Genomic DNA, 22,861 nt, shown 5'->3' on the forward strand with positions numbered 1-22,861 from the left:
TACAGACAACAAAGCCCGGGCGCAGACAACCAGATCAAGAAAAGCCCAACACCGCAGGCAAACACCCAAAGCGCCGCGCAGGCAAAAAAACCCCTTCAATCAATAGCCTTCCCAGCAGTCTCCCGCATAAACGGCAACGGCAACAACGACACAATCCCACATCCAATCAAATACCAGGCAGGAGCCAAATTACTCCCTGAAATCTGAATCAACCAGGTAGCAAAAAACTGCGCAAACCCACCAAAAATAGAGACCCCTAAACAATAAACAATCGACATCCCCGTAGCGCGAATCTCGCGCGGAAACATCTCAGGCAACATGACGATATTAGGCACCGCAGTAAACGCGACAAAGACAGCCAGCACCGCGACAACCGATAACAGCACAGGCACCGTAGGCGTCGCATTGATGATCATAAAAGCCGGATAGACAGCGGCAATCAACAACACCCGAGACACCCACAAAACCCGCTTGCGCCCCACGCGATCGGACAACGCCCCCGCAAACGGCGAACAGATCACCGTCACGATCGCCGCGGTCCAAGCGGCCCACAACGCCGACGACATCGGCAAATGCAAAATCCGAATCGCGTAAGTCGACAGATAAAACAGCACGATGTAGTTCGCCGCCGTACCACCAATCGTCGTCAATACGCCCGTCGTGATCACGCGTGAATGCTCGCGAAACAGCTTGCGAACCGGCTGTGCATCAGGTGCCTGCGCGGCCGAAACAGTACCGTCTTCCACCCCCGGCAACGTTTCGTCCAGATGCCGCCGGATGTAAATGCCAATCGGCCCCATCGCCATGCCAATCACAAACGGCACGCGCCAGCCCCAGCTCTCCAGTGCGGCAGTAGACAACGCCGCCGCCAGCGCGACGCCCAGCAGCGAACCACAAACAGTGTTCAATCCCTGGCTCACAAACTGCCAACTTCCATAGAATCCACGCGTCTTGTTGCTGCCATATTCAAGCAGCAGCGATGTCGATGCGCCGATCTCGCCGCCCAGCGCGAAACCTTGAATCAATCGCGCAAGGATCACCAGTAACGGCGCAGCGATACCGATCGCCGCGTATGTCGGCGCGAACGCAATGATCGCCGAGCCGAGCGTCATCAGCCACAGCGTGAGACTCATCGCGGCCTTGCGCCCGGCGCGATCGGCGTACGCGCCGAGAACAATGCCGCCCACCGGCCGCATGATGAAGCCGACGCCGAACGTGCCGACCGCCAGCATCAATTGCGCGAGCTGCCCTTCCACCGGGAAATACAGCTTGCCGATGATCGTCGCGAAAAAGCTGTAGATCGTGAAATCGAAAAACTCGAGGCCGTTGCCGAGCGTGATCGCGGCGATCGCTTTGGCGTGGCTCGTGTGTTTGGCGGGCTGCATGGCGGACGCGTCGGCGAGATTCAACGCGTCGGTGCCCGCGGGTTGCGGTGTAGCGGAATAGTCCATCTGTGTCTCCTTGGTGCCCATGACGATGCGGGGCTCTGCGGCCGCTTTGGCAAATATCCGGCCTGCGCCCGGCCAGCCTCAGACGAGGAACGTCTGTGCGAGCCGTACCCAATACGCCGCGCCGGTGGCGAGGCAATCGTCGTTGAAGTCGTAACCCGGGTTGTGGACCATGCAACCGCCCTCGCCGTCACCGTTGCCGATGATCAGGTAGCTGCCCGGGCAACGCTCCAGCAGGAACGCGAAATCTTCACTGCCCGTCAGCGGCTGCATGTCGGCGATCAAGCCATCTTCGCCGAGCCAGTCGAGCGCGACTTGCCGTGCGAGACCGGTCATCTCTACATCGTTGACGAGCACCGGATAACGGCGCTGATAATCGACGTGCGCCCGCGCACCGAACACCGCCGCCTGTCCGCAGGCGACCGCCGTGATGCGCTCCTGCAAATAGTTACGAACCTCGGGCTTCAGCGCGCGCACGGACAGCCGCATCTCGGCGGTTTCGGGAATCACGTTCGGTGCGTCGCCAGCGTGAATCGCGCCGACGGTGATGATCGCCATGTCGAGCGGCGCAATGTTGCGCGATACGATCGACTGCAACGCCAGCACGATCTGCGCGCACACCACGACCGGATCGACCGCCTTGTGCGGCACCGCGCCATGACCACCGCGACCGGTCACCTTGATGATCACCGTATCGGACGAAGCCATGAACGAGCCCGGCAGGAAGCCGAACTTGCCCGTCGGAAAACCAGGCATGTTGTGCATGGCGAAGACGGCATCGCAGGGAAACTTGTCGAACAGGCCGTCTTCGAGCATTTTCTTCGCACCGGCCTGCCCTTCTTCAGCGGGCTGGAAAATCAGGTTCAACGTGCCGTCGAACGATTTCTCCTGCGCCAGATGCTTGGCGGCCGCCAGCAGTATCGCGGTGTGGCCGTCGTGGCCACATGCGTGCATCTTGCCGGGGACGGTGCTCGCATAGGGCAGCCCCGTGGTCTCGTGGATCGGCAGTGCGTCCATGTCGGCACGCAGGCCGAGTCTGCGCGTACCGGCGCCTACTTTCAGCTGCCCTACAACACCGGTCTGGCCCAGCCCGCGATGCACGGTGTAGCCCCACTCCTGCAAACGCTCGGCGACCAGGTCGCCGGTAGCGAACTCTTCGTAAGCCAGTTCGGGCTGCGCGTGGATACGGCGGCGCAGCGCGATCATTTCGTCTTCGAGTTCGGCGATGCCCGCCGGGATGGCCATGGTGTTCACGATGTCGTCTCCGTCTATGAAAGCAAGGGCCCAGCATAACGACGACGATTTTCCAGCGGCAGGCGTAGAATCGTTGCGGTGGCAACCTGTGGTTGCCATGCTTCTACGGGTTTTCCAGATGAAACTGCATCAACTCAGTACCTTAGCGGCCATTGCGGATACCGGCAGTATCCGGGCGGCGGCCCGTTCGCTCGACCTTTCGCCGGCCGCCGTGACCAAGGCCATGCGCGAACTGGAGGCCGATCTGCACGCGCCGCTGCTGGTGCGCGGCGCAAGCGGCGTGGCGTTCACGGAGTTCGGCCGTGCGCTGGTCGTGCATGCCCGGCTGGTGCTCGGCCAGTTGCAACGCGCGGAAGCGGAGATTGAAGCAATGCGCGGCGCGGCGGCCGGCAAACTGTCGATCGGCGTCACGCCGTGGGTGGCGCTGACTTTTCTGCCGCCGACGGTGCAGCGGTTCCGGCAACGCATGCCAGAAGTCCAGCTTGAATTTTTCGAGGGTCTGTTGGCAGTCGTGCAACCCCGCTTGCGCGATGGCAGTCTCGACTTTTCGATTGGCCGTCCGCCGCCTGCTTCGCCGCAATCGGAGTTTCACAATGTGCCGCTGTTTTCGACGCATTCAGCAGTCGTCGCGCGCCGCGATCATCCGAAGGCGGGTTGCCGCACGCTGCTCGAACTCGAAGACGCCGAATGGGTGCTGAACTGGGATCCCGCAAGCCGCGAAACGATTTCAGACAACGTGTTCCGCAAGCGCGGCATGAGTGTGCCCCATACGATTCATCTGGCGCATTCGCTGGCCGTGGTGCTAGGTCTGCTCGCGCACACCGACATGCTGAGCATCTTTCCGTGGCCGCTTGTCGAGGTGACCATAGCGAAAGAGAAGCTGTGGGCGTTGCCCTTGCGCGAAACGGTGGACGAAACCATCGTCAGCATCACATCACGCCGCGGCGCGCCGACAAGTCCGGCCGCTGAGTGTTTCCTGGCGTGTTTGCGCGAAGTCATCGACGAAGGCGCACGCTCGCCGGACCCCGAGCTGCGCCGCCTGTTTCATTCGATCGAACTGCTGCTGTAGTGGCGTGACCGTATGGCGTCGTTGAGCGACGTCGCGGGCTCGCGTCATTTCGTCGTGCTCGAAGTGGCACGGTACGGTCACCGCAGTCCAGTCATCTGCGAGGCTACCCTGGCTGTAAGCTGAATCGCATGCACGCCCGCTATGCTTCGAGTGCGCAATGGCACGCCGCCCTGCCGCTATCTCGATCGACCGTGACCCAGAATCCCGACAACAACGAAGCCGACTGCAAGACACCCCCTCCAGGCGCGTCAGCGGGGCATGCCGGCGACAGCGCCTCGCTCGATCCGTCCCGTCACCGCGCCCTTGCTGAACCCCGGCGTACCGACGGCGACGAACTGGGTGCCGTCGCTCATCTGATCGCCGCCCACACGCTGGACGCCTACGCCGCTGCGGCGCCCGACGCCAGCGCCTCGAATCTCTGCGATGTCGCGACCGGATACTTCATGAAAGGCGATCACGTCATCGCCGAGTACTGGTACCGCCTCGTTCTGACGCTCGATCCGCATGTCGCAGTGGCCTGCCAGAATCTGGCTGCCATCCTCGCCAGCGTTGGACGCGTCTCTGAAGCCGCCGCGTACCGCGAGCGTGCCTACCGGATCCAGCGCGTCTTTGTCGAGGGCAGCGGCACGGAGCGGCGCCGGGTGCTGATCCTTTGCGCGGCACACACTGCCGGCAACGTGCCGTTCGATGCATTGCTGCCCGGCACGACCTGTTACCGCATCAAGTACGCGATCGACTACGCCGCCGACGAAGAAGACCGTCAGCTACCGCCCTACGACCTGGTGTTCAACGCGATTGGCGATGCGGATATCGCCGCCCCGCTTGCGGGACGGCTCGCGCGCTTCGTCTCGCGTTGCGCACAGCCCCTGCTAAACCCTCCCGCCGCTGTCGCACGAACCCAGCGGCACATTACCGCGCGCCTGTTCGACGGGTTGCCGGACGTGCAGGTGGCGCCTTGCGTACAGTGCGATGCCGCGCCGGCTTCACGCGCCGCGCTTGACGCCCTGCTCGCGGCGGGCGGCATCGACTTTCCGGTGCTGGCGCGTCCCGCCGCTACGCACGGCGGCGACGGATTGACGCTATGCGAAAACCGCGCAGCGCTCGAAGCGTGGCTGCCGACACAAGCCGGGGTGTTCTATCTGACGGCGTTTCGCGACACTCGCAGCGCCGACGGTTTCTACCGCAAATACCGGATCATTTTTGTCGACCGGGAGCCATTTCCCTACCATCTGGCGATTTCGCCGCACTGGATGGTGCACTACTACTCTGCCGACATGGAAGACCACCCGTGGAAGCTGGAGGAAGAACAGCGCTTCCTCGACAATCCGCGCGCCGCGCTCGGCGAGCGAGTGATGAGTGCAATCGTGGCAATCGGCAAGCGGCTCGATCTCGACTATGGAGGCATCGACTTCACGGTGCTGCCCGAAGGACAGGTGCTGGTCTTCGAAGCGAACGCGACGATGCTGGCGCACTTCGAGCGCGAGACCGGCACCCTCGCCCACAAAAATCCCTACGTGCAACGTATCGTCGATGCATTCGAGCGGATGATGTCGCGCCATGCCGCGACCTGAACGCCAAGCTGCCAGGTTTGCGCGCTACGTTCGCCCGCTACACCCGGCTTACTGGCCAGATTACTGGCTGGAAAGATGCTGGCGCAGAAATGGCACGAAGCCGTTTTGCGCCGGAGCGATCTGCTTGACGCAATCGTCGTAGTCGGAGCCCATCGCGCGATCCGGACCATACATGCCACGACACTGCGCATACAGCGTGATCGTCGCGCCGCTGCCCTTGGCCACGCGCGTGGCCGAAAAGACCGCGTGCCCCGAGCGGCTCGGAACGTCGGTCTCGATCGCTGCGGCATCGGCGCGAACGATCGATGTGGAAGAATGTGCTGCTACGTAGTCCTTCGTGAGCGACCAGGCCCTGTCGCACTGCGTCTGATCCGCGCACGCAATCGCGGCGTTACTCTGTGCCGTATCAAGCAGGCTCTCTGAACGGGTAAAGTCGCGCGCCTCTGCCTCTTGTTTTTCGGCGGACATGCAGCCACTCAGGGCAAGCGCAGCAAACGCGATAGCGATAGTTGTTTTCACAGGTTCAAGATCCGATGGCGAATTCCGGTGAGGATTATAGACGCCCTCAACCCGCGCTCTCAGGTTCAGAACAACCATCGGGAAGCTGCCGGCGCGGTGATGTCCCTCACTGCCCGCATTACTTTCGTTATGCTTGCGCGGCTCAGTGACGTCACTAAGGGACATCACTGAGGGACATCGCCGAGCCACATCACCGACCGGCGGTCACGCAGCCTCAATCCGCGTAGCCGACCACGCCCTTGATCTCCAGAAAGTCCTCCAGACCGAACTCGCCGTACTCGCGGCCATTGCCCGATTGCTTGAAGCCGCCGAACGGCGCATCGGGACTGTAGTCCGCGTAGTTCAGATAGATCGTGCCGGTACGCAAGCGCTTCGCCACGGCATACGCATGCTCGATCGACGCCGATTGCACATAGCCTGCGAGACCGTAGAGACTATCGTTAGCCATCGCGACCGCCTGGTCTTCGGAGTCGTAGCCGAGAATCGACAGCACCGGTCCGAAAATCTCTTCGCGCGCGATCGTCATGTTCGGTGTGACATTGCCGAATACCGTCGGGCGTACGAAGTAACCATCCTTCAAGCCTTCAGGACGCCCCGGACCACCGGCCACCAGCGTCGCACCCTCTTCGATACCCACGCCAATCAGCCGCTGGATCTTGTCGAACTGCTGCTCGCTGATGACCGGGCCAAGATCGACACCCTTGGCATCCGCGGGACCGACGACCAGCGCTTCAGCCGCTTCCTTCGCATACGCCAATGCCTCTTCCAAACGTGCGCGCGGCACGAACATGCGGGTCGGCGCATCGCACGACTGGCCACTGTTGTCGAAACACGCACGTGCACCGCGCATCACAGACTGCTTCAGATCGGCATCTTCGAGAATCAGGTTAGCCGATTTGCCACCCAGCTCCTGATGCACGCGCTTGACCGTATCCGCCGCGGCCTTGGCGACCTGCACGCCGGCACGCGTCGAACCGGTGAACGACATCATGTCGATGTCCGGATGACGCGACATCGCCTCACCCACCGTCGCGCCTTCGCCGTTGACGAGGTTGAACACGCCGGCCGGCACCCCCGCTTCGTCAAGGATCTCGGCGAAGAGGATGCCGGAGAGCGGCGCGAGTTCCGAGGGTTTGAGCACCATCGTGCAGCCGGCCGCGAGCGCGGGCACAACCTTGGTGGCGATCTGCAAGGCCGGCCAGTTCCACGGCGTAATCAGCCCGCACACGCCGACCCCTTCCTTGCGGATCTGAATGCTGCTCTTCACGTACTCGAATTCAAACGTGTCGAGCGTGCGGATCATCGTCTCCAGATGCGCGACGCCGGTCCATGCCTGCGCGTCATTCGCATATTGCAGCGGTGCGCCCATCTCGCGGCTGATCGCGTGCACCATGTCGTCGTAGCGCTTGCGGTAGACGTCGAGGACCGCTTGCAGCAAATCGATGCGCCGCGCGATCGTCGTCTCGCTGTAGGCCGGAAAAGCACGCTTTGCCGCTGCCACGGCGCGATCGACATCGGCCGCGGTGCCGAGCGAAATCTGCGCGAAGGCAGTGGCCGTGGAAGGATCGATCACGTCGAGCGTGGCAGCATTGGCCGGATCAAGCGGAGCGACCCATTGGCCGTCGATATAAAACTGTTTGGCGTGTTCCATGGACTGAGTCCTTTACATGAATGTGTTAGGTCAGAGGGTGGGCCGCAAATCGCGCCCCTAGCGGTATCGAATGCCTTACATCGACGCCGCTCAATCTGAATGTCTTCAAATCGAAATTCATCGCTACGCAGCTTTGGCTCAGACTCCGGTTCTGCTTCGATTCCGTCATCGAATCACATTACCCAGGAGAGACACATGAGCACCATCACTTTCACCCGCATCGACGCTAAGGGCCCCGGCGCTTCTGGCCTGAACCCTGCCCTGCACGATCCCGCCGACGTCATTCTCGACGGCGCCAAGGCCCCGCACGCCCTCAACGCATTCTCGGACGCGACCAACATGCTGTCCGCCGGCGTGTGGCAATGCGATGCGGGCACGCTGAAGCTGGCCGACCTGCCGATCCACGAAGTCTGCGTGCTGATCGAAGGCGAAGTCGTCATCACCAGCGACAACGGCCGCAGCGAACGCTATACCGCCGGCGACGCCTTCATCCTGCACAAGGGCTTCTCGGGCACGTGGCATATGCCGGTGGCGACCAAGAAGTACAGCATCGTGTACTGCGGTTGATTCACACTGCATCACACCGTTGCCTCAACAAGAACCGCACCCGTTAAGGTGCGGTTTTTTTATTCTGGCGGCAATCAGTAAAAAACCGCCAGACAAATGAACACCCTCGCGACACCCTCCACCACTACATCGGGAAACCCAGCGCCTTGATCGAATTAATCCACAGACGCCGCCAGCCGCCGCGATCGTCGGCGCCGTCGAACGCGTTGAAAGTGATCTTCGCGGCGATCCAGCGCAGCGGTTCCGGCGGAATGTACGACGGCCCTTTGCGCGAAATATCGAGCGACGTAATCAGCGTATCGCGATTCCACAGCATGTCGAGGCCCATCTTCGCACCGAAGCGGCTGCCAGCCACGCCAAAACCCGTATAGCCCGCGACGAACACGCTCTTGCCGCCGTGATAGCGGCGCGCGAACACCGCGCCGCGTGAGCAGTAGTCGATTGGGCCGCCCCATGCATGGGTGAAGCGCACGTCGTCCAGTTGCGGGAAGGTGCGATAAAACGCTTCGGCGAGCTTGTAGTAGGTGCTCTCGTCACGATCCGCTGCCGGATTCGGATCGCCGCCGAAGTGATAACTCACACGGCCGCCGAAGATGATCCGGTTGTCTTTCGTGAGACGGAAATAATTGAGCTGCGTACGCGTATCGTAGATGCCCTGGCGATTGTGCCAGCCGATGCGCGCCATCTGCTCGTCGCTCAAAGGCGCGGTCGCGATGATGTGATCGCGCACCTGCATCACGCGGCGCTTGATGTCGGTCACGCCCACATCCGCCGTACCGGTACCGAGCAGCACGCGCGGCGTTTCGATGCGGCCCGATTGCGTATGCACGACCATCGTCGCGCCGCGATCTTCCATACGCGTGATCGGCGAGTGTTCATGCAGACGCACGCCGAGTTTCAGCGCGGCGGCTTTCAGACCCCACGCGAGCTTCGCCGGGTGAATCGTGCCGCTGCGATTGCGCGACCACATCGCGCCCGCGAACAGCGGCGAATCGAGTTGTTCGCGCGCGCCCTTGCTGTCGAGCAGCACGACATCATGCCCATGCGCCACGTGCAGCTCGTAATCGCCTTTCAGATGATCGAGGTGGCCCGGATCGACGGCAACCGTCATCTCGCCATTCCATTCGACGTCCGCTTCAATGCCGTAACGCGTCAAGGATTCCTTGAAGCCGTCGAGGTTCTCCTGGCCCAGCTTTTCCAGCACGTCGAGGTCTTGCGGAAAGACCCGCGTCGCGTTCGGCAGACCATGCATCACCGACGTGGAAACGATCCCGCCCGGACGGCCCGATGCGCCGTAGGCCACCTTCCCTGCTTCGACCAGCACGACGTCGAGCGACGGGTCCGCTTCTTTCGCCTGAATCGCGGCCCACAATCCAGTAAAACCACCGCCGACCACCACCAGATCCGCGGAAGTCGGACCGATCAATTCCCGTTCGACAGCCGGTGCACGCGGATTGTCCAGCCAGAACGGAAACAGCTTTACACCTTCAAACGCGCGCTTTACTGACTCGCTCATCTTGTTTGCCTACTCAACTTGAATACCATTGCATGTATTGCGTAACTGTTGCGTCGGTGCGGCCTTAGTGCGGCTTCGGCGCAGATGCGGTGCAGCTTCCAAAGCCGCCTCGATTCTGCCTCGGGGCAGTCTGACCGCGCCCGCCCCGAGCGCCGCGAACCGCACGATCAACCCGCGTCCTGCGTGTCCAGCGCTTCTTCGCGTTCGCGTTGCGCGGCGCGCTGCTGCGGTTGCGACTTCGTTTGCGCCTTCAATTGCGGCTCACCAGCCTTAAGCTTAGTCGCCGGCACCACCGGATGCACGATCACATTGCGCTGCGAACCGCTACGCAACCAGCGGCGGCCAAGCGGCCCATACACGCCATCCGGTTCAGGAAAGCACTGTAGCAACCCGATATACAACGCGCAGGCAAGCGTCAGCGACACCGGCATGCTGATGTCGAGACCACCGGCGAGCTGCCCAAGCGGACCGACGAACTGATCCGGCAAATTGACGAAGCACAGGCCGATCACCGCGCTCGGAATCCAGGCGCCCATTGCGCGCCAGTTCCAGCCATGCTTGAACCAGTAATGACCGCCACGGCCGCCGCGATTGAACACCTGCAGATCGTCGGACAGGTAGAAGCCGCGCCGCGTCACGAAACCGATAATCATGATCACCATCCACGGGCAACTGCAGACGTTGATCAGCACCGAGAACGTCGACACGCTTTCGACCAGGTTGAACGCGAAGCGGCCAAGAAAAATGAAGCCGATTGCGAGGCTGCCGATCAGCAGCGTCGCCCGCACGCGGTTCAGAAACTTGGGAAACATGCTCGACATATCGAGCCCGGTGCCGTACAGCGCGGTAGTTCCCGTCGACATCCCGCCGATTATCGCAATCAGGCACACGGGCAGAAAGAACCAGTTCGGCGAGATCGCCAGCAGACCGCCCACGTAGTTGTTCGACGCGATGAAATCCGGCGCCTTGCCGGCGATGATCGTTGCAGTGGCGAGGCCGAAGAAAAACGGCACGAAGGTCGCCAGTTGCGCGAGCATGACCGCGAGGATCGTGCGCTTCTTCGGCGTGTTTTGCGGAATATAGCGGGCCCAGTCGCCGAGCGTGCAGGCGAACGACACCGGATTGCTCATCGCAACCAGCACGGCGCTCACGAACGCCGGCCAGAAACCCACCGAGCCGAGCGCGACCTTGCCGGCGTACGCGCTATCGAACGCCCCGGCGAACGCCGCGATACCGAGCACGAACAGCAGACTCGCCGCCCATACGGCGATCTTGTTGACCCACAGCATGAAGCGGAAACCGTAGACGCAGACGGTGAGCACCAGCACCGCAAAGAGACCGTACGCGAAGCTCAACGTCATCCAGTTGACCGGCAGGCCGAGCAGATGATTCGCACCGCCCACGAGCGCATCGCCCGAACTCCACACCGCCAGCGAGAAGAACGCGACCGCAGTCAACACTGCAAGAAAGGAGCCGACGATCCGGCCATGAATACCGAAATGCGCCCCCGACGAAACCGGATCGCTCGTGCCGTTGCGCGGGCCAAACAGGCCCATTGGCGCGAGGATGCACGAACCGATCAGCACGCCGAGCACGATCGAATAAACGCCCGCCTTGAACGACAAACCGAGCAGCACCGGAAAACTGCCGAGCACCGAAGTGGAAAAAGTATTGCAACCGCCGAACAGCAAGCGGAACAGATCGATCGGCCGCGCATAACGCGACCGATCTGGAATGCGTTCAAAACCGAATGTTTCAACTTGGGTGATGCTGTCACTGCTCATTGTCTCCAACTCCTGTAACGGCCAGGTCTCACTCACAATGGCTCGCCACGGGGATGTGGCGTCCACTTTTCTCAGATGTCTGGACGTCACTGTAAAGACAATCGGCGCAGGCAAAAATATCGCCAGCACAACCTTTACTTCGATCTCGGTAGATGTAACCGGAAAGCCCCGTCAAATAAGGCTCTGTGGCGGCCACGGGGGGCTGCGTAGGAAGCTCATTCCGCCCTCGGAACGCGCAAACGTCGAAGCGAATAGCGAGAATCCGCGAGTGAAGACTAACTTGCCTCGCGCGCCTGACGGCGCCGTTTCGCCGCGGCAACCGTCGGCAGCGGCACCGGCACCACACCGGACATGCCGTGCTCGATCAGAAAATCGCGGAACAGACCGGCGACATGCGGCAGGCGTTTATCGGACACGTGCATCACGTACCAGTCGCGCTCGATCGGATTGGCGGGCAGGGGCAGCAACGCCAGCAGCCCCGCCTGAAACTCCAGCGAACACGCATGCAACGACAGAAACGCGACCCCCAAGCCCGCCTCGACCAGTTGCTTGATCGCCTCGTTACTCGAGAGTTCGGAGCCGATATGCAGCTTGTGCCCAGCGAGTCGAAACAGATTCTCGACGGTCGAACGCGTGCCCGAGCCCCGCTCCCGCACGAACAGATTCGCGGTTTGCAGATCGTCCAGCGACAGGCGCTTTTTCTTCATCAGCGCATGGGCGGGCGAGGCGACAAATGCCATCGGATGCTTCGCGAAAGCGGTCGCCACCGTACGCAATTCGCGCGGCGCGCTGCCCATCACCGCGAGATCGATCTCGTGCGTGGCCAGCATACGGATGATGTCGGCGCGATTGCCGACCTTGAACTGCACCTTCACCTGCGGGCGCAACTCGGTAAATCGCACCAGAAAGGGCGGAATCAGATATTCCGCGGTCGTGATCGCACCGATGCGTAGCGTGCCGCCCTGCTCGCCATGTAGCGCGGCGAGATCGTCCGCCGCGCCGTTCCATAGATCGAGGATTTCCAGTGCATAGCGCGCGAGGATCTCGCCCGCCGCGGTCAACTGCACGCCACGGCCCACCCGCTGCAACAGAGGCGCCCCCGCAGACTCTTCGAGCAGACGCACCTGCAGCGACACCGCCGGTTGCGTGAGCTTCAGTTCTTCGGCCGCGCGCGACACGCTGCCGAGCTTCGCGACCGTATGCAAAGCTTTCAATTGACGGAACGTGGCGGTTTTTAACATAAGTGAAAACCTATATGTTCTGTATAAACATTAAATTGTGCTGCGGTTTCCGCCGATTCTATACTGGCCCTGACAGATGAGGCCGATGAATACCGGGAATAGCCCGCAAACTTTCACCGGCCCAGCACAGATAACTTCAGGAGGATACGGATCATGGCCGCAATCGATCAGCAGGAAGCCTCTACCACGCAACGCAGACAGCAAAGGCAGCAAACGGCTCAATCGACACCAGCGGCGGCGCATCGCGTCGTGATCGTCGGTGGCGGCGTCGGCGGGCTGGGGCTCGCTACGCGCCTGTCGGAAACGCTCGGACGCGCCGGTCTCGCGCAGATCGTGCTGGTGGATCGGTGGCCGACGCATTTCTGGAAGCCGCTGCTGCATGAAGCCGCGTCGGGCCAACTCGATCCGGCCACGCATCAACTGCAATATGCGGTGCAGGCGCAACGGCATGGCTTCGAATTCGAACAGGGCGAACTCGCCGCGCTCGATCGTACAAGCCAGAACATCACGCTGAATGCGCTCCACGATGCCGACGGCCGCGAAATTCTGCCATCACGGCAGCTTGCATTCGATACGCTGGTCCTGGCCATGGGCAGCGTCACGCAATACTTCGGTGTGCTCGGCGCGGCCGAATACGCCTTGCCGCTCGAATCGGTCGCCCACGCGGAAGCGTTTCGCCGCAAGTTGCTCGATGCCTGTCTGCGGGCGAACCATGCGCGTCGCGCGCGGACCGCGCAAGCGGACACGCCGGTGTCGATCAACATCATCGGTGCGGGCGCCACAGGCGTTGAACTTGCCGCTGCGGTGCGCGACACGGTGCGTCTGCTGAACCGCTATAGCCCGTTTTCACTCGATCCCGTGCGCGACTTCCGTATCCGGCTGATCGAAAGCAGCGAACGCGTGCTGCCCGCCCTATCCGAAACGATTTCGGCGCGCGCGCAAACGATGCTCGGTAGTCTTGGCGTCGAAGTGTTGAACGCCACGCGCGTCACCGAAGTGCGCGCCGATGCCGTGCTGACGAATGAAGGCGCGCCGCTCGCCAGCGATATCGCGATCTGGACTGCCGGCATCGCGGGGCCACCGGTGTTGCGCACGCTGGACGGCATCGCTGTGAATCGCAATGCACAGGTGCAGGTGAACCGCACACTGCAATGCACGAACGACGCGAACATATTCGGACTCGGCGATTGTGCGGCCTGCCCGACTTCTGACCACGCGGACGTGTTTCTGGCGCCGCGCGCTCAGGTCGCGCATCAGCAAGCGTTGTTTCTGGCGCGTGCGCTGAAGTGCCGGATCGCGGGCGAGCCCTTGCCCGAGTTCGTCTATCGCGACGCCGGCACGTTGGTGGGTTTCGGCCGCGAAGGCACGATCGGCAGCGTGAGCAACAGCTTGCTGACGCAGCCGGTGTTCGTCGACGGCTGGTTGGCAACCGCCGTCTACAAGCTCATCTATCGCCGCCATGTGATGACGTTGACCGGCTTCGCACGCATGGCGCTCGATTCGGCAAGCCACTGGTTGCGCAGACGCGTGCATCCGGTGATCCGGCTGCATTGAATGTTGCGAACGCGGGCGGCGCCCTTCAGAAAACGCCGCCCGCCCGACGCTCAATCCAGAAACTCCGTCGCCCGCTTGCGGAGCACCGCGCCGAAATCGTCGAGCCAGCCGATCGACAAGCGCCAGCTCTGCCAGTACAGATCGATATCGATATGCTTGCCGGGCGCCATGTCCACTAACTCGCCGCTGGCCAGATGCGGCGCGATCATCCGTTCGGGGCACATGCCCCAGCCCAGGCCCGTTACGCAGGCGCGCAAAAAACCCGCGACGTGCGGAATCCAGTGCAAGGGCGGATCCAGATCCGCTCGCGTAATGCGGCGCATGAAGCGCTTCTGCAACTGATCCTTCGGATTGAAATCGACGCACGGCGCGCGCTGCAGCGACTCGCGCGTGACGCCATCGGCAAAATGACGCTCGAGAAACGCCGGCGTGCAGACGGCCAGATAGCGCATCCGCCCGAGGCGTGTCGAGCGGCAGCCCTGCACCGGCTCCGCTTGTGTGGTAACCGCGCCTTGCACGCTGCCATCGCGAATCCGCTGTGCAGTGTGATCCTGATCGTCGATGACGAGATCGAGCAGCATCTCCCGCTCCACGCAGAACTGCGCCACCGCGTCGATAAACCAGGTCCCCACGCTGTCGTCGTTGACGGCCACGCGCAATGCCGGCCACGGTTCCACCAGCGCGCCTGGCAACGCCGGCAGGCGGCCGGTCAGCTCCGCTTCCAGCAATTGCACGCGTTCGGTATGGCGGCACAACAGCGCGCCCGAGGTGGTCGCGACACACGGCTGGCCGCGCTTCACGAGCACACTGCCCACCCGCTCCTCCAGCAGTTTGACCCGCTGGGAGACGGCTGAGGGCGTCACATTCAGTTCGCTGGCCGCACGATCGAACGAACCGTGCCGCACCACGGCGGCGAGCGCGTCGAGCAGCGCATAGTCGAGCATTAGCGTTCCTTAATCTGCATTAAGTAAATTAGCTTCTCTTATGAGAAACAAAACCGCAGACTAGCCTCGTTCGCTTCTCCCGTCTACTGGATCGATTATGAATTGGCTGTCTTTTTCCCACGGTGCCGCCCTGTGCGCGTCGCTGATCGTGACAATCGGCGCGCAAAACGCCTTTGTGCTCCGTCAGGGCATCATGCGCTCGCACGTCGGCAAGATCATCGCGCTGTGCGCGCTGTCGGACTTCATCCTGATCGGTGCGGGCGTCGGTGGCGCGTCGGTCCTGGTGGAGCGCTATCCGGTGTTCGTCCACGCGATGCTGTATGTGGGGCTCGCCTATCTGGCCTGGTTCGGCATCAACGCGCTGCGCCGCGCGGTGCGGCCGGGCCATGCGGTCCTGGATGCCAATGCAAGCAGCGCGGCGCCGGGCAAGGCACCCGTCCAACGGGCAATGCCGATCATCCTGATGACTTTGGCCTTTACGTGGCTCAATCCGCACGTGTATCTCGACACCTTCCTGCTGATCGGCACGGCTGGCGCGCGAGAACCGGAAGGCGCACGGGTGGCGTTCGCGCTTGGCGCGATGGCCGTGAGTGGGGTCTGGTTTATCGGTCTGGGATACGGCGCGCGTGCGCTGGCGCCGCTGTTTCGCCGGGCTACGGCGTGGCGAGTGCTGGATGGTGCGATTGGCAGCATGGTGTTGCTGCTGGCGGTGACGCAGTTGCGGTAAACGCAGGCAAGCGCCCTGATTTCTCTCAGGCACTGGTGATCCCGCAGTCGCATTGAACAGTGACGGGCATCCTCACTCCCAACCGTTGCCGACGTTCACAAGTCGCGGCACCGCCCAGCCCCTACTTCTGCACCTGCTGCATGCCAAGCAGATCCTGCACGAGTTGCGTCGACACATAATGCGGCCCGTCGAATAGATAAGTCCGGTAGCCACGATACGCAAGCAGTTGCGGCGACAGTTCGGCAGCCGTCGCCGCGCGGAATGCACCGCCCTGGGCAGGACGGAATGCCTCGGCGATGATCCGCACACGGTCCTTGCCGAGCCGCGCGGCCAGCGCGTCCGCATATTCACGCGCAGCCGCCGGGCCGCGCGCATAGACACCACAACCATCCTGCAGAAACACGCCGACATCGCGCGGCAGCCAGCCGTCCAGCCACGCCGCTAATGCCGGACCGCCGATATTCGAGTTGTCGTAGACGCTGATCCACAGCGGCCGCGGCAGCTTGTCGAGCAAAGGCGCGAGCGCCGTAGCGTCCTTCCAGGTCGGATCGACTTCAACCGGAAAATAGTAACCGTCGATATGAACCGCCGGCCGCACGGCCACCAGTTGCTTCGATTGCTCGACCAGTTGCGCCGCTTGCGCACGGGCCGTGGTTTCGTCGAAACGTCCGGCGAGACCGACGATCACATTGCGCGCCCACGGTTCGCCGCCAATTCGCGTCCAGTCAGGCAGACGTTGGGCCGTTTGCATAGCGGTACCGGGCAGAAACGACGTGCCGTCCACCGCCGTCCATTGCACCAGCAGATCTGTCACACCGAGGCGGTTCCAGTCGCCATGCGGGTTGACATGATCTTCGTCGAGCTGCCAGACCACGCCCTGCGCCAACGCTCCGGCGTCGCCGGAACCTGGCGCTGAGCAGCCATACACGAGCGCGGCGCACGCGCTCGCAGCGAGCAGCGCGCGGCGGCGTGGCGAGACCGGCTCGCCTTCCCGGGTCTGAACCTCGTGTGAATTACGCATTGTGCTGGCGCTGTGCTTTGAGATGAACGTCACGATAATCCTGAGCAAGTTGCGCGCGATCGATCTTGAAGTTGACCGATACCGGCAGGGACCGGCACGCGAGCAATTCTGACGGGATCATATACGACGGCAGGCGCGCGGCCAGCAGCGCCTTCCAGTCGTGCAGCGCGTCGGGCAGACGGCTATCGTCGCTGCCGGTTGCAACGAACGCGACAACGCGCGCGACCGAGCCATCCGGCCGCTGCAACGGCACAGCGGCAGCGCTCGCCGCACCAGGCAGCGCGCGCAAGGCTGCATCGATCTCCATGAGTTCGATCCGGTAACCGCCCATCTTGATCTGATCGTCGATACGTCCGTGGCAAAACAGCAGCCCGTCGGCATCGACCGCGCCCAGATCGCCGGTGCGAAACGCCCGTTTGCCGTTATGGGTGAACACGCGCGCGGCATTCAGGTCTTCGCGATTTAGATATCCGCGCATCACGTGCGCACCGGCGATGCACAACTCGCCGTCATCGACGAACACCTCGGCGTCGCGCTTGGCGTAGCCGATCGGCAGGCGTGCATGATGCGCGAGCACCGCATCGTCGACGACGATCCAGGTGGTCGCCACCGTAGCTTCAGTCGGTCCGTACGTGTTGATGATCCGTGCGGCCGGAAAGCGCTGTCGCAGTTGCCGCGCGAGTGTGACGGGCAGCACTTCGCCGCAGAACAGAAAGGTCCTGAGCGCCGGCAGGCCCTCTTGCGAGAACTGCGGATTGAGTAACTGCTGCTGCGCGAACGACGGCGTCGACACCCATGTGGTCACGCTATACCGTGCGAGCGTGGCGAGCAACGTTGCGCCCTGCGCCGTCAGCGCACGTGAGGCGAGCACGACGGTGCCGCCGAGCGCGAGCGTGCCGAATACTTCGTACATCGACAGATCGAAGCTGAACGGCGCCTGATTCAGGAACACCGGCGCGTCGCCCAGCGCGAAATCGGCCGCCATCCAGCCGGCCAACGCAGCGACGCTTTCCCGGCCGATCTGCACGCCCTTGGGCTCGCCGGTCGTGCCCGAGGTGAACAGCACGTACGCGAGATTTTTCTCGTGCAATGCCGGCGGTGCCGATGCGGATGCCGTTGACGCTGTTGCCGTTGACGCCGATGCCGAAGCAGTCGACGCCGTTGCCGCAGCCGCCAATGCCGAAGCAATTGACCCCGCTGCCGCTGCCGTCGACGCAGCCGCTGATGCCACCGCCGCGACCGGCTCCGCCGGCACGCCCTGCCCGTTCAACCCAACGAAGCGTCCACCCTGCGCGTCAAAGTACGTCTGCGCGCCGAGCGTGCTCGCGATGCGCAGCATCCGCTCATCCGGGTAGATCGTATCGACCGGCACGAATGGCGCGCCAAGCAGCAACGCCCCCACCATCGCCACAAAAAAGCCAGCCTCCTTGTGGCCGCGTACGATCACCGGCACATCCGCGCCAAAACCGTGCTCGCGCGCCTGCGCGGCCCATGCGTGCGCCTGCTCCGCCAACTCGTGCCAGCGCAACGCGCGATCGGCGCCGATCACTGCCCACGCGTCGGCGCGCACATCGGTGTCGACAAAACGGCTCGTGCTCAGATCGAATCGCATGGTGCGCCTAGCGATTGGCGGCGATGAAGGAAGCAAGCGTATTCACGGACGCCAGATGCTCGGCGATCTCGGTCGGTGGAATACGCACGCCGAACTGCATCTCGACACCCATCACGATTTCGACGGCCAGCACCGAATCGACCAGCCCCGTCTCCAGCAGCAACTCATCATCGCGTACAAGGCGCAGGACGACGGATTCGACCAGTGACGCGACTTCAGCGTGCAGCGTTTCGTTTTGAGTCATTGTGTTGTCCTCGTGGAAATGTCATTCCGGCAATCAGAACTGGAAATAGAGAAAACGCACTTCACCATGCAACTGCGCGACGCAGAATACGAGCACGCCGAGCATCGCGACGGTCCAGCGCAGCGACGGCCGCCATGTCAGTGCAGCCGGCAGACCTTCGGCCGCGCGTTCGAGTGCCGGCGAGAAACGGCCCATCAATTGATGTGAATTCGGCGTACACCAGACGATCGCGAGCAGTGCGGCGATCTGCAACGCGAGCGTCGAGCGGCCGGCGACCAGATGCAGCCACCCGGCCGGGCCCATGTTTGCCGTACCCCACGCGGGCCAGTCGAGCGTTTCGACACCGTGCAGACCCGCCATACCTTGCAGTAAGGCGAACGCATCGCCGACGCCATGTGCGCGGAAAAACGCAAACGCGACCAGCGCGGCCACAAAGGTCAGCAGGACGTTGCCCGCATGGCGAACGCGTGCCTTGAAACCCATGGCGATTGCAGCCGCGGTCCCAGCGGTTCCTAACACCAGAGCCGGCCCTGCTGTTCCCGCTGTTCCCGCTGTTCCCGCTGTTCCCGCTGTTCCCGCTGCAACCGCGCCGGTCGCGCGCGCCCCACCTGCCCGCGCGGCTGCCGCACGCCACGCGCGATAAGCGTGGTTCACGGTGAGATACGACGCGTGCAGCAACCCGTAAATCAGATACTGCAAGCCCGCGCCGTGCCAGATGCCGGCCAGCGCCATCGTGTAGAACGTCGGCACGGCGACCGTCGAGAGAAAACCACTCGTGGAGCGTTGCGCGAGACGGCCGATCGGCAGGCCACGCAGGGCACGGCTGCGATTGATCCGCATCGCCATCGGGTAGTACAGATAGGCAGTCAGATAACGCGTGAGCGTCATGTGCCAGCGCTGCCAGAAATCGATGATGCTGGCGGCCTTGAACGGCGAATTGAAGTTCAACGGAAAGCGCACGCCGAACATCTTCGCGAGGCCCACGGCCATATCCGAATAGCCCGAGAAATCGAAGTAAAGCTGCAGCGCGTACGCAAGGCAGGTGCCCCACGCCGCCAGCCACTGCAATTCGTGCGCCGCGGCGAAGCCCGCGTCGGCGAAGGGCGCGATGGTATCGGCGAACAACACCTTCTTCGCAAGACCGATGGTGAAAACAAACGCGCCGATCGAGAGATTTTCCGCGCGCAGCTTATACGTGGCCGGCTGCGCAAACTGCGTCATCATTTCCTTGTGATGCAGGATCGGCCCCGCGATCAGATGCGGAAAGAACGTGACGAACTGCACGTAGCCGAGCGGGTCGCGCTCTTTGACGATCCCCGCATTGCAATCGAGCAGATAGCCGATCTGCGTGAAGGTGAAGAACGAAACGCCAAGCGGCAGGATCACGTCCTGCATGCCGTGCGCGAGCCAGTCAGCCGGCGCAATGCCGCTCGCGTGCACGAGCGCGGTGAGCAGCGTCGCCAGATATTTGTAGCGCACCAGCAGCGCTAGATCGGCGGCAATCGCGAGACCGAGCAGCCAGCGGCGGCGTGCCGACTGCGCGGGCGCCGCGACGATCGCGCAACTCATCGCGTAGTTGAACACGATCGACGCGACCAGCAAGCCGACGAACACCGGATTCCACCAGCCGTAGAACACGATCGACGCGCCGCAAAGCCATGCCGCTGCGGCGCGCGGCATGCGTTGGCCAAGCAGGTAGTAGCCGGCCAACGCAGGCGGCAGGAACAGCGTGAGGAAGATGAATGAATTGAATAGCATCGGGATCAGTCCTGCTTCGCTGGCGCGGCAACGACGCCGACTGGAGTCGTGGCCGCACCGGCGCCCGTAGCCGTGGCCACGGCCGAAACCGCAGTGGCGGTGGCGCTAGCGGCTTCCGCTGTGCTTTGAGCAGTTGCTAACGCGGGCGCCACATCGACCGGCATCGACAGCGCGTCTTCCGACATTTCCCAGATCACTACACGCACGCTCTTCGGCCATGCGGCGCGCTCGCGCCAGACCGCCTGCAACGCGCGATCAAACTGGCCGTCGTCGAGGCTGACGTTCCAGACTTCGCGACCGAGTTGCTCGCCGAGACGCTCAGCAAACGCGCTGCGGCGCGAGAACGAACTGCCCGCGAGCAGCACGTCGGCGGCCGGACCGTCGTCGAGCAGGCCGCCGCTGCGTTGCGCCTGCAACGTTTCCGCCGCGACGACATCCGGCGCCGGCCGCCAGGCGTCCGGCACGTCATTCAGATTCGCTAGCGTCAGCAGATCGCCGATGCGCGGAGCGGGTTGCGCCGTCGCATGCGTGAATGTTGTGTCACCGGGTTTGCCGAGCAACGGCAACACCGCAGCGCCAACCACCTGTGCGGCGGTTTGCGCACCTTGCGCATTCCAGTGCACATCGGTACGGAAAAACGCCGGACGTGCGGCTTGCAACGCCGGCAGCAATTCGACGTGCGCAATATTGCTTGCGGTCAGCGCGCGGTTCCAGACGTTCAGACGCTGCGTCATCCGCGCGTCCTGGCGGAGCCCGCACAGCGCTTCGCTTTCCACGCGCGCTTTGTCGGGCACCGTCACCACCACCAGTTGAATCCCGGCGCTGCGCAACGCGTCCGCGTAACGATGTAACGAGGCGATACGCGCATCGGTTAGCGCGTCGCCGCCGTCGTCGCGTTCGACAGGATCATGCCCCGGCTGCACCGGCGCGCGCAGGCCGTCCGCATAGAACAGCCAGCCCGGACAACCCTCGCGCACCTGATGCCCGAGGTCGCCGAACAGGCGGTAACGCGCCGCCGCTTGCCAGCGATGCAACGACCGCGCGTAAGGCACGTCGATCGCGCGGTCAAGGCTGTGGCCGAGACTGCCGTCGCGCCAGCCATGCACATCGAACGACGCGCCGTTGCGCGATTGCATGACCAGCGAGACCAGCGCACCCGCGCAACCGAGGCCGAGCAGCAGCGCGACCAGCCACGCAACACGCCGATGCGCACGCGCGAGCGGCTCGGCGAGTGGCTCTTGCGCCGCTGCCGCGTGGCCATGCGCCGCGCCGCCGTCCTTGCCCGCCGTGCCTGCCGGGGTACGGGCCGTCGCGCGCTCTGCTGTGCGTCCGACTGACTCGCTCATCAGGCAATAGCCTTGCTCAGGCGGGCGAGAAACGCATCATCGGCCATCACCGACGCCGCGTCCCATTGGCCGCCCGCGCTCGGCAGATTCATCATCTGCCCTTCGTTGAATTGCCAGACGATCGCTTGCGGCGGATTGGCCTTGAAGGCCGGCGATTCCACGTAGTTGAGCAGCGTCTTCCACGGGCCGGTGTCGCCGAAGGTCCACGTCAAACCGACCGGGCGATCGATTACGTTCGAGAGTTTCTGCGGAAAGCCGAGGTACGGCTGGACCATGCTGTTGCCGACCACCTGCACGGCCGGTGGTCCACCGTCGACGAGACTCGACGACGCCACCACCGTGCGCACGATGAAATGATCCTTGCCCACCGCCTTCTTGCGCTCCGGCGGCAGCAGGGCCGCGAGGTCGCCATAGCGGACTTCCTCGTTCCACTTGCCAAGCCGGCTGCCCGCACCGTCGGCGCCCTTCAGCGGACCGGCCGCGGTAAGGCGTTTGGCGACGCGCGCCGCGACCGCTTCGGCGGAGTGGCCGCTCCAGTGATAGTCGGCGCGAATGTACTTTTCCTGCGCGGGGTCGACCGCGGCGATCGCGCCGTCGCCATCGACCATCTGCAGGCCGAGCGAGCCGGCATGCGCGCGAATCGCCGCGTAGCGGTCGGCGACACCCGCGGACATCGCGGTGCCGTCCGGCAAGTTCTCCGGGCACGAACGGGCTTTCAGCGGGGCGATTACGATCACGCTGTGAATGCCGCGCGCCGCCAGTTTGTCCGTCGCCTGGTGAATCAGATCGACGGCTTTCAGACAGGCGGGGGTCGCGTCATCAGTCAGACTTTCCCAGCCGGGATAGAGCCACAGATTGCGACCTTCGATCACGCTGGTCGACGCCGTTGCAAACGCGCAGCGCGGCAGCAACGATAGCGCGCCGCCGAGCGGCGCCGCGGCCAGGGCGAGCAGCAGGCGACGACGGCCGCTGTTGAGTGGTTCGGCCTGGACGGACGGTTGGAAAAGCGAACGGCTGGAGTCGGTCATGTCGTGA

At 63.2% G+C, this 22,861-nt stretch carries 19 protein-coding genes; 5 read left to right on the top strand and 14 right to left on the bottom strand.

The features are described from left to right. Nucleotides 1-95: 95 nt before the first annotated feature. Complete coding sequence (locus tag PQQ96_RS32495; RefSeq protein ID WP_408300151.1) at nt 96-1,451, bottom strand: MFS transporter; 1,356 nt, start codon at nt 1,449-1,451, stop codon at nt 96-98. 78 nt (nt 1,452-1,529) lie between these two features. Further along, entirely contained in the window at nt 1,530-2,702 is a 1,173-nt protein-coding gene (locus PQQ96_RS32500; RefSeq protein WP_408300153.1) for a M20 aminoacylase family protein, read from the bottom strand. A gap of 118 nt (nt 2,703-2,820) precedes the next feature. Here PQQ96_RS32500 and PQQ96_RS32505 point away from each other — a divergent pair, with 118 nt between their 5' ends. Together PQQ96_RS32505 and PQQ96_RS32510 are read left to right on the top strand one after the other, a co-directional pair. Next, nucleotides 2,821-3,771: a LysR substrate-binding domain-containing protein gene (locus PQQ96_RS32505; protein ID WP_408300155.1), complete on the top strand. Its 951-nt coding sequence runs from the start codon at nt 2,821-2,823 to the stop codon at nt 3,769-3,771. Nucleotides 3,772-3,962: 191 nt separating this feature from the next. Then, nucleotides 3,963-5,342 (top strand): ATP-grasp domain-containing protein, encoded by a 1,380-nt coding sequence (locus tag PQQ96_RS32510; RefSeq protein ID WP_408300157.1) that lies wholly within the window; start codon nt 3,963-3,965, stop codon nt 5,340-5,342. 60 nt (nt 5,343-5,402) lie between these two features. On the opposite strand, the gene PQQ96_RS32515 is transcribed toward PQQ96_RS32510, so the two are convergent. Together PQQ96_RS32515 and PQQ96_RS32520 are read right to left on the bottom strand one after the other, a co-directional pair. Next, the gene (locus tag PQQ96_RS32515; RefSeq protein ID WP_408300159.1) at nt 5,403-6,026 is read right to left on the bottom strand and encodes a hypothetical protein; all 624 of its coding nucleotides are present in this window, start codon (nt 6,024-6,026) and stop codon (nt 5,403-5,405) included. 49 nt (nt 6,027-6,075) lie between these two features. Continuing rightward, nucleotides 6,076-7,512 (bottom strand): aldehyde dehydrogenase family protein, encoded by a 1,437-nt coding sequence (locus tag PQQ96_RS32520; RefSeq protein ID WP_408300161.1) that lies wholly within the window; start codon nt 7,510-7,512, stop codon nt 6,076-6,078. A gap of 195 nt (nt 7,513-7,707) precedes the next feature. Between PQQ96_RS32520 and PQQ96_RS32525 the strand changes: the two genes are divergently transcribed. After that, entirely contained in the window at nt 7,708-8,079 is a 372-nt protein-coding gene (locus tag PQQ96_RS32525) for a cupin domain-containing protein (RefSeq protein WP_408300163.1), read from the top strand. 124 nt (nt 8,080-8,203) lie between these two features. Here PQQ96_RS32525 and PQQ96_RS32530 read toward each other — a convergent pair whose 3' ends face one another. The 3 genes from PQQ96_RS32530 to PQQ96_RS32540 form a co-directional block, all read right to left on the bottom strand. Beyond that, complete coding sequence (locus PQQ96_RS32530; protein WP_408300165.1) at nt 8,204-9,595, bottom strand: NAD(P)/FAD-dependent oxidoreductase; 1,392 nt, start codon at nt 9,593-9,595, stop codon at nt 8,204-8,206. A gap of 167 nt (nt 9,596-9,762) precedes the next feature. Beyond that, a complete protein-coding gene (locus PQQ96_RS32535) occupies nt 9,763-11,379 on the bottom strand; it encodes a purine-cytosine permease family protein (protein ID WP_408300167.1) in 1,617 nt (538 codons plus the stop codon). A gap of 275 nt (nt 11,380-11,654) precedes the next feature. After that, complete coding sequence (locus tag PQQ96_RS32540) at nt 11,655-12,620, bottom strand: LysR family transcriptional regulator (protein ID WP_408300169.1); 966 nt, start codon at nt 12,618-12,620, stop codon at nt 11,655-11,657. Nucleotides 12,621-12,773: 153 nt separating this feature from the next. On the opposite strand from PQQ96_RS32540, the gene PQQ96_RS32545 reads away from it, so the two are divergent. Then, nucleotides 12,774-14,174, top strand: coding sequence for an NAD(P)/FAD-dependent oxidoreductase (locus PQQ96_RS32545; protein ID WP_408300171.1), 1,401 nt, complete (start codon nt 12,774-12,776; stop codon nt 14,172-14,174). Nucleotides 14,175-14,224: 50 nt separating this feature from the next. Here the strand turns inward: PQQ96_RS32545 and PQQ96_RS32550 are convergent, their stop codons facing one another. Further along, a complete protein-coding gene (locus PQQ96_RS32550) occupies nt 14,225-15,118 on the bottom strand; it encodes a LysR family transcriptional regulator ArgP (RefSeq protein WP_408300173.1) in 894 nt (297 codons plus the stop codon). A gap of 97 nt (nt 15,119-15,215) precedes the next feature. Here PQQ96_RS32550 and PQQ96_RS32555 point away from each other — a divergent pair, with 97 nt between their 5' ends. Then, nucleotides 15,216-15,845, top strand: a complete 630-nt coding sequence (locus PQQ96_RS32555; protein ID WP_408300175.1) for a LysE/ArgO family amino acid transporter — start codon at nt 15,216-15,218, stop codon at nt 15,843-15,845. 121 nt (nt 15,846-15,966) lie between these two features. Here PQQ96_RS32555 and PQQ96_RS32560 read toward each other — a convergent pair whose 3' ends face one another. From PQQ96_RS32560 to PQQ96_RS32585, 6 genes are read right to left on the bottom strand one after another with little or no spacing between them, the layout of a single operon-like run. Then, complete coding sequence (locus tag PQQ96_RS32560; protein ID WP_408300177.1) at nt 15,967-16,866, bottom strand: alpha-amylase family protein; 900 nt, start codon at nt 16,864-16,866, stop codon at nt 15,967-15,969. Next, on the bottom strand, nt 16,859-18,478 hold the full coding sequence (locus tag PQQ96_RS32565; protein ID WP_408300178.1) for an AMP-binding protein: 1,620 nt from the start codon (nt 18,476-18,478) through the stop codon (nt 16,859-16,861). The genes PQQ96_RS32560 and PQQ96_RS32565 overlap by 8 nt, the downstream gene beginning before the upstream one ends. 7 nt (nt 18,479-18,485) lie before the next feature. Next, a complete protein-coding gene (locus PQQ96_RS32570) occupies nt 18,486-18,722 on the bottom strand; it encodes an acyl carrier protein (protein ID WP_408300180.1) in 237 nt (78 codons plus the stop codon). A gap of 33 nt (nt 18,723-18,755) precedes the next feature. Next, complete coding sequence (locus PQQ96_RS32575; protein ID WP_408300182.1) at nt 18,756-20,480, bottom strand: MBOAT family O-acyltransferase; 1,725 nt, start codon at nt 20,478-20,480, stop codon at nt 18,756-18,758. Between the two features lie 5 nt (nt 20,481-20,485). After that, nucleotides 20,486-21,826 (bottom strand): alginate O-acetyltransferase AlgX-related protein, encoded by a 1,341-nt coding sequence (locus PQQ96_RS32580; RefSeq protein ID WP_408300184.1) that lies wholly within the window; start codon nt 21,824-21,826, stop codon nt 20,486-20,488. Beyond that, nucleotides 21,826-22,854 (bottom strand): alginate O-acetyltransferase AlgX-related protein, encoded by a 1,029-nt coding sequence (locus PQQ96_RS32585; protein WP_408300186.1) that lies wholly within the window; start codon nt 22,852-22,854, stop codon nt 21,826-21,828. Before PQQ96_RS32585 ends, PQQ96_RS32580 begins: the two co-directional genes overlap by 1 nt. Nucleotides 22,855-22,861: the final 7 nt, after the last annotated feature.

The organism is Paraburkholderia sediminicola (assembly GCF_046027825.1).
Taxonomy (GTDB): domain Bacteria; phylum Pseudomonadota; class Gammaproteobacteria; order Burkholderiales; family Burkholderiaceae; genus Paraburkholderia; species Paraburkholderia sediminicola_D.

Coding starts and splice junctions, on each gene's coding strand:
- PQQ96_RS32545 (WP_408300171.1), top strand. CDS start 12,774: ATGGCCGCAATCGATCAGCAGGAAGCCTCTACCACGCAACGCAGACAG.
- PQQ96_RS32495 (WP_408300151.1), bottom strand. CDS start 1,451: ATGGACTATTCCGCTACACCGCAACCCGCGGGCACCGACGCGTTGAAT.
- PQQ96_RS32560 (WP_408300177.1), bottom strand. CDS start 16,866: ATGCGTAATTCACACGAGGTTCAGACCCGGGAAGGCGAGCCGGTCTCG.
- PQQ96_RS32505 (WP_408300155.1), top strand. CDS start 2,821: ATGAAACTGCATCAACTCAGTACCTTAGCGGCCATTGCGGATACCGGC.
- PQQ96_RS32520 (WP_408300161.1), bottom strand. CDS start 7,512: ATGGAACACGCCAAACAGTTTTATATCGACGGCCAATGGGTCGCTCCG.
- PQQ96_RS32515 (WP_408300159.1), bottom strand. CDS start 6,026: ATGTCCCTTAGTGACGTCACTGAGCCGCGCAAGCATAACGAAAGTAAT.
- PQQ96_RS32585 (WP_408300186.1), bottom strand. CDS start 22,854: ATGACCGACTCCAGCCGTTCGCTTTTCCAACCGTCCGTCCAGGCCGAA.
- PQQ96_RS32570 (WP_408300180.1), bottom strand. CDS start 18,722: ATGACTCAAAACGAAACGCTGCACGCTGAAGTCGCGTCACTGGTCGAA.
- PQQ96_RS32525 (WP_408300163.1), top strand. CDS start 7,708: ATGAGCACCATCACTTTCACCCGCATCGACGCTAAGGGCCCCGGCGCT.
- PQQ96_RS32550 (WP_408300173.1), bottom strand. CDS start 15,118: ATGCTCGACTATGCGCTGCTCGACGCGCTCGCCGCCGTGGTGCGGCAC.
- PQQ96_RS32565 (WP_408300178.1), bottom strand. CDS start 18,478: ATGCGATTCGATCTGAGCACGAGCCGTTTTGTCGACACCGATGTGCGC.
- PQQ96_RS32575 (WP_408300182.1), bottom strand. CDS start 20,480: ATGCTATTCAATTCATTCATCTTCCTCACGCTGTTCCTGCCGCCTGCG.
- PQQ96_RS32540 (WP_408300169.1), bottom strand. CDS start 12,620: ATGTTAAAAACCGCCACGTTCCGTCAATTGAAAGCTTTGCATACGGTC.
- PQQ96_RS32555 (WP_408300175.1), top strand. CDS start 15,216: ATGAATTGGCTGTCTTTTTCCCACGGTGCCGCCCTGTGCGCGTCGCTG.
- PQQ96_RS32530 (WP_408300165.1), bottom strand. CDS start 9,595: ATGAGCGAGTCAGTAAAGCGCGCGTTTGAAGGTGTAAAGCTGTTTCCG.
- PQQ96_RS32535 (WP_408300167.1), bottom strand. CDS start 11,379: ATGAGCAGTGACAGCATCACCCAAGTTGAAACATTCGGTTTTGAACGC.
- PQQ96_RS32580 (WP_408300184.1), bottom strand. CDS start 21,826: ATGAGCGAGTCAGTCGGACGCACAGCAGAGCGCGCGACGGCCCGTACC.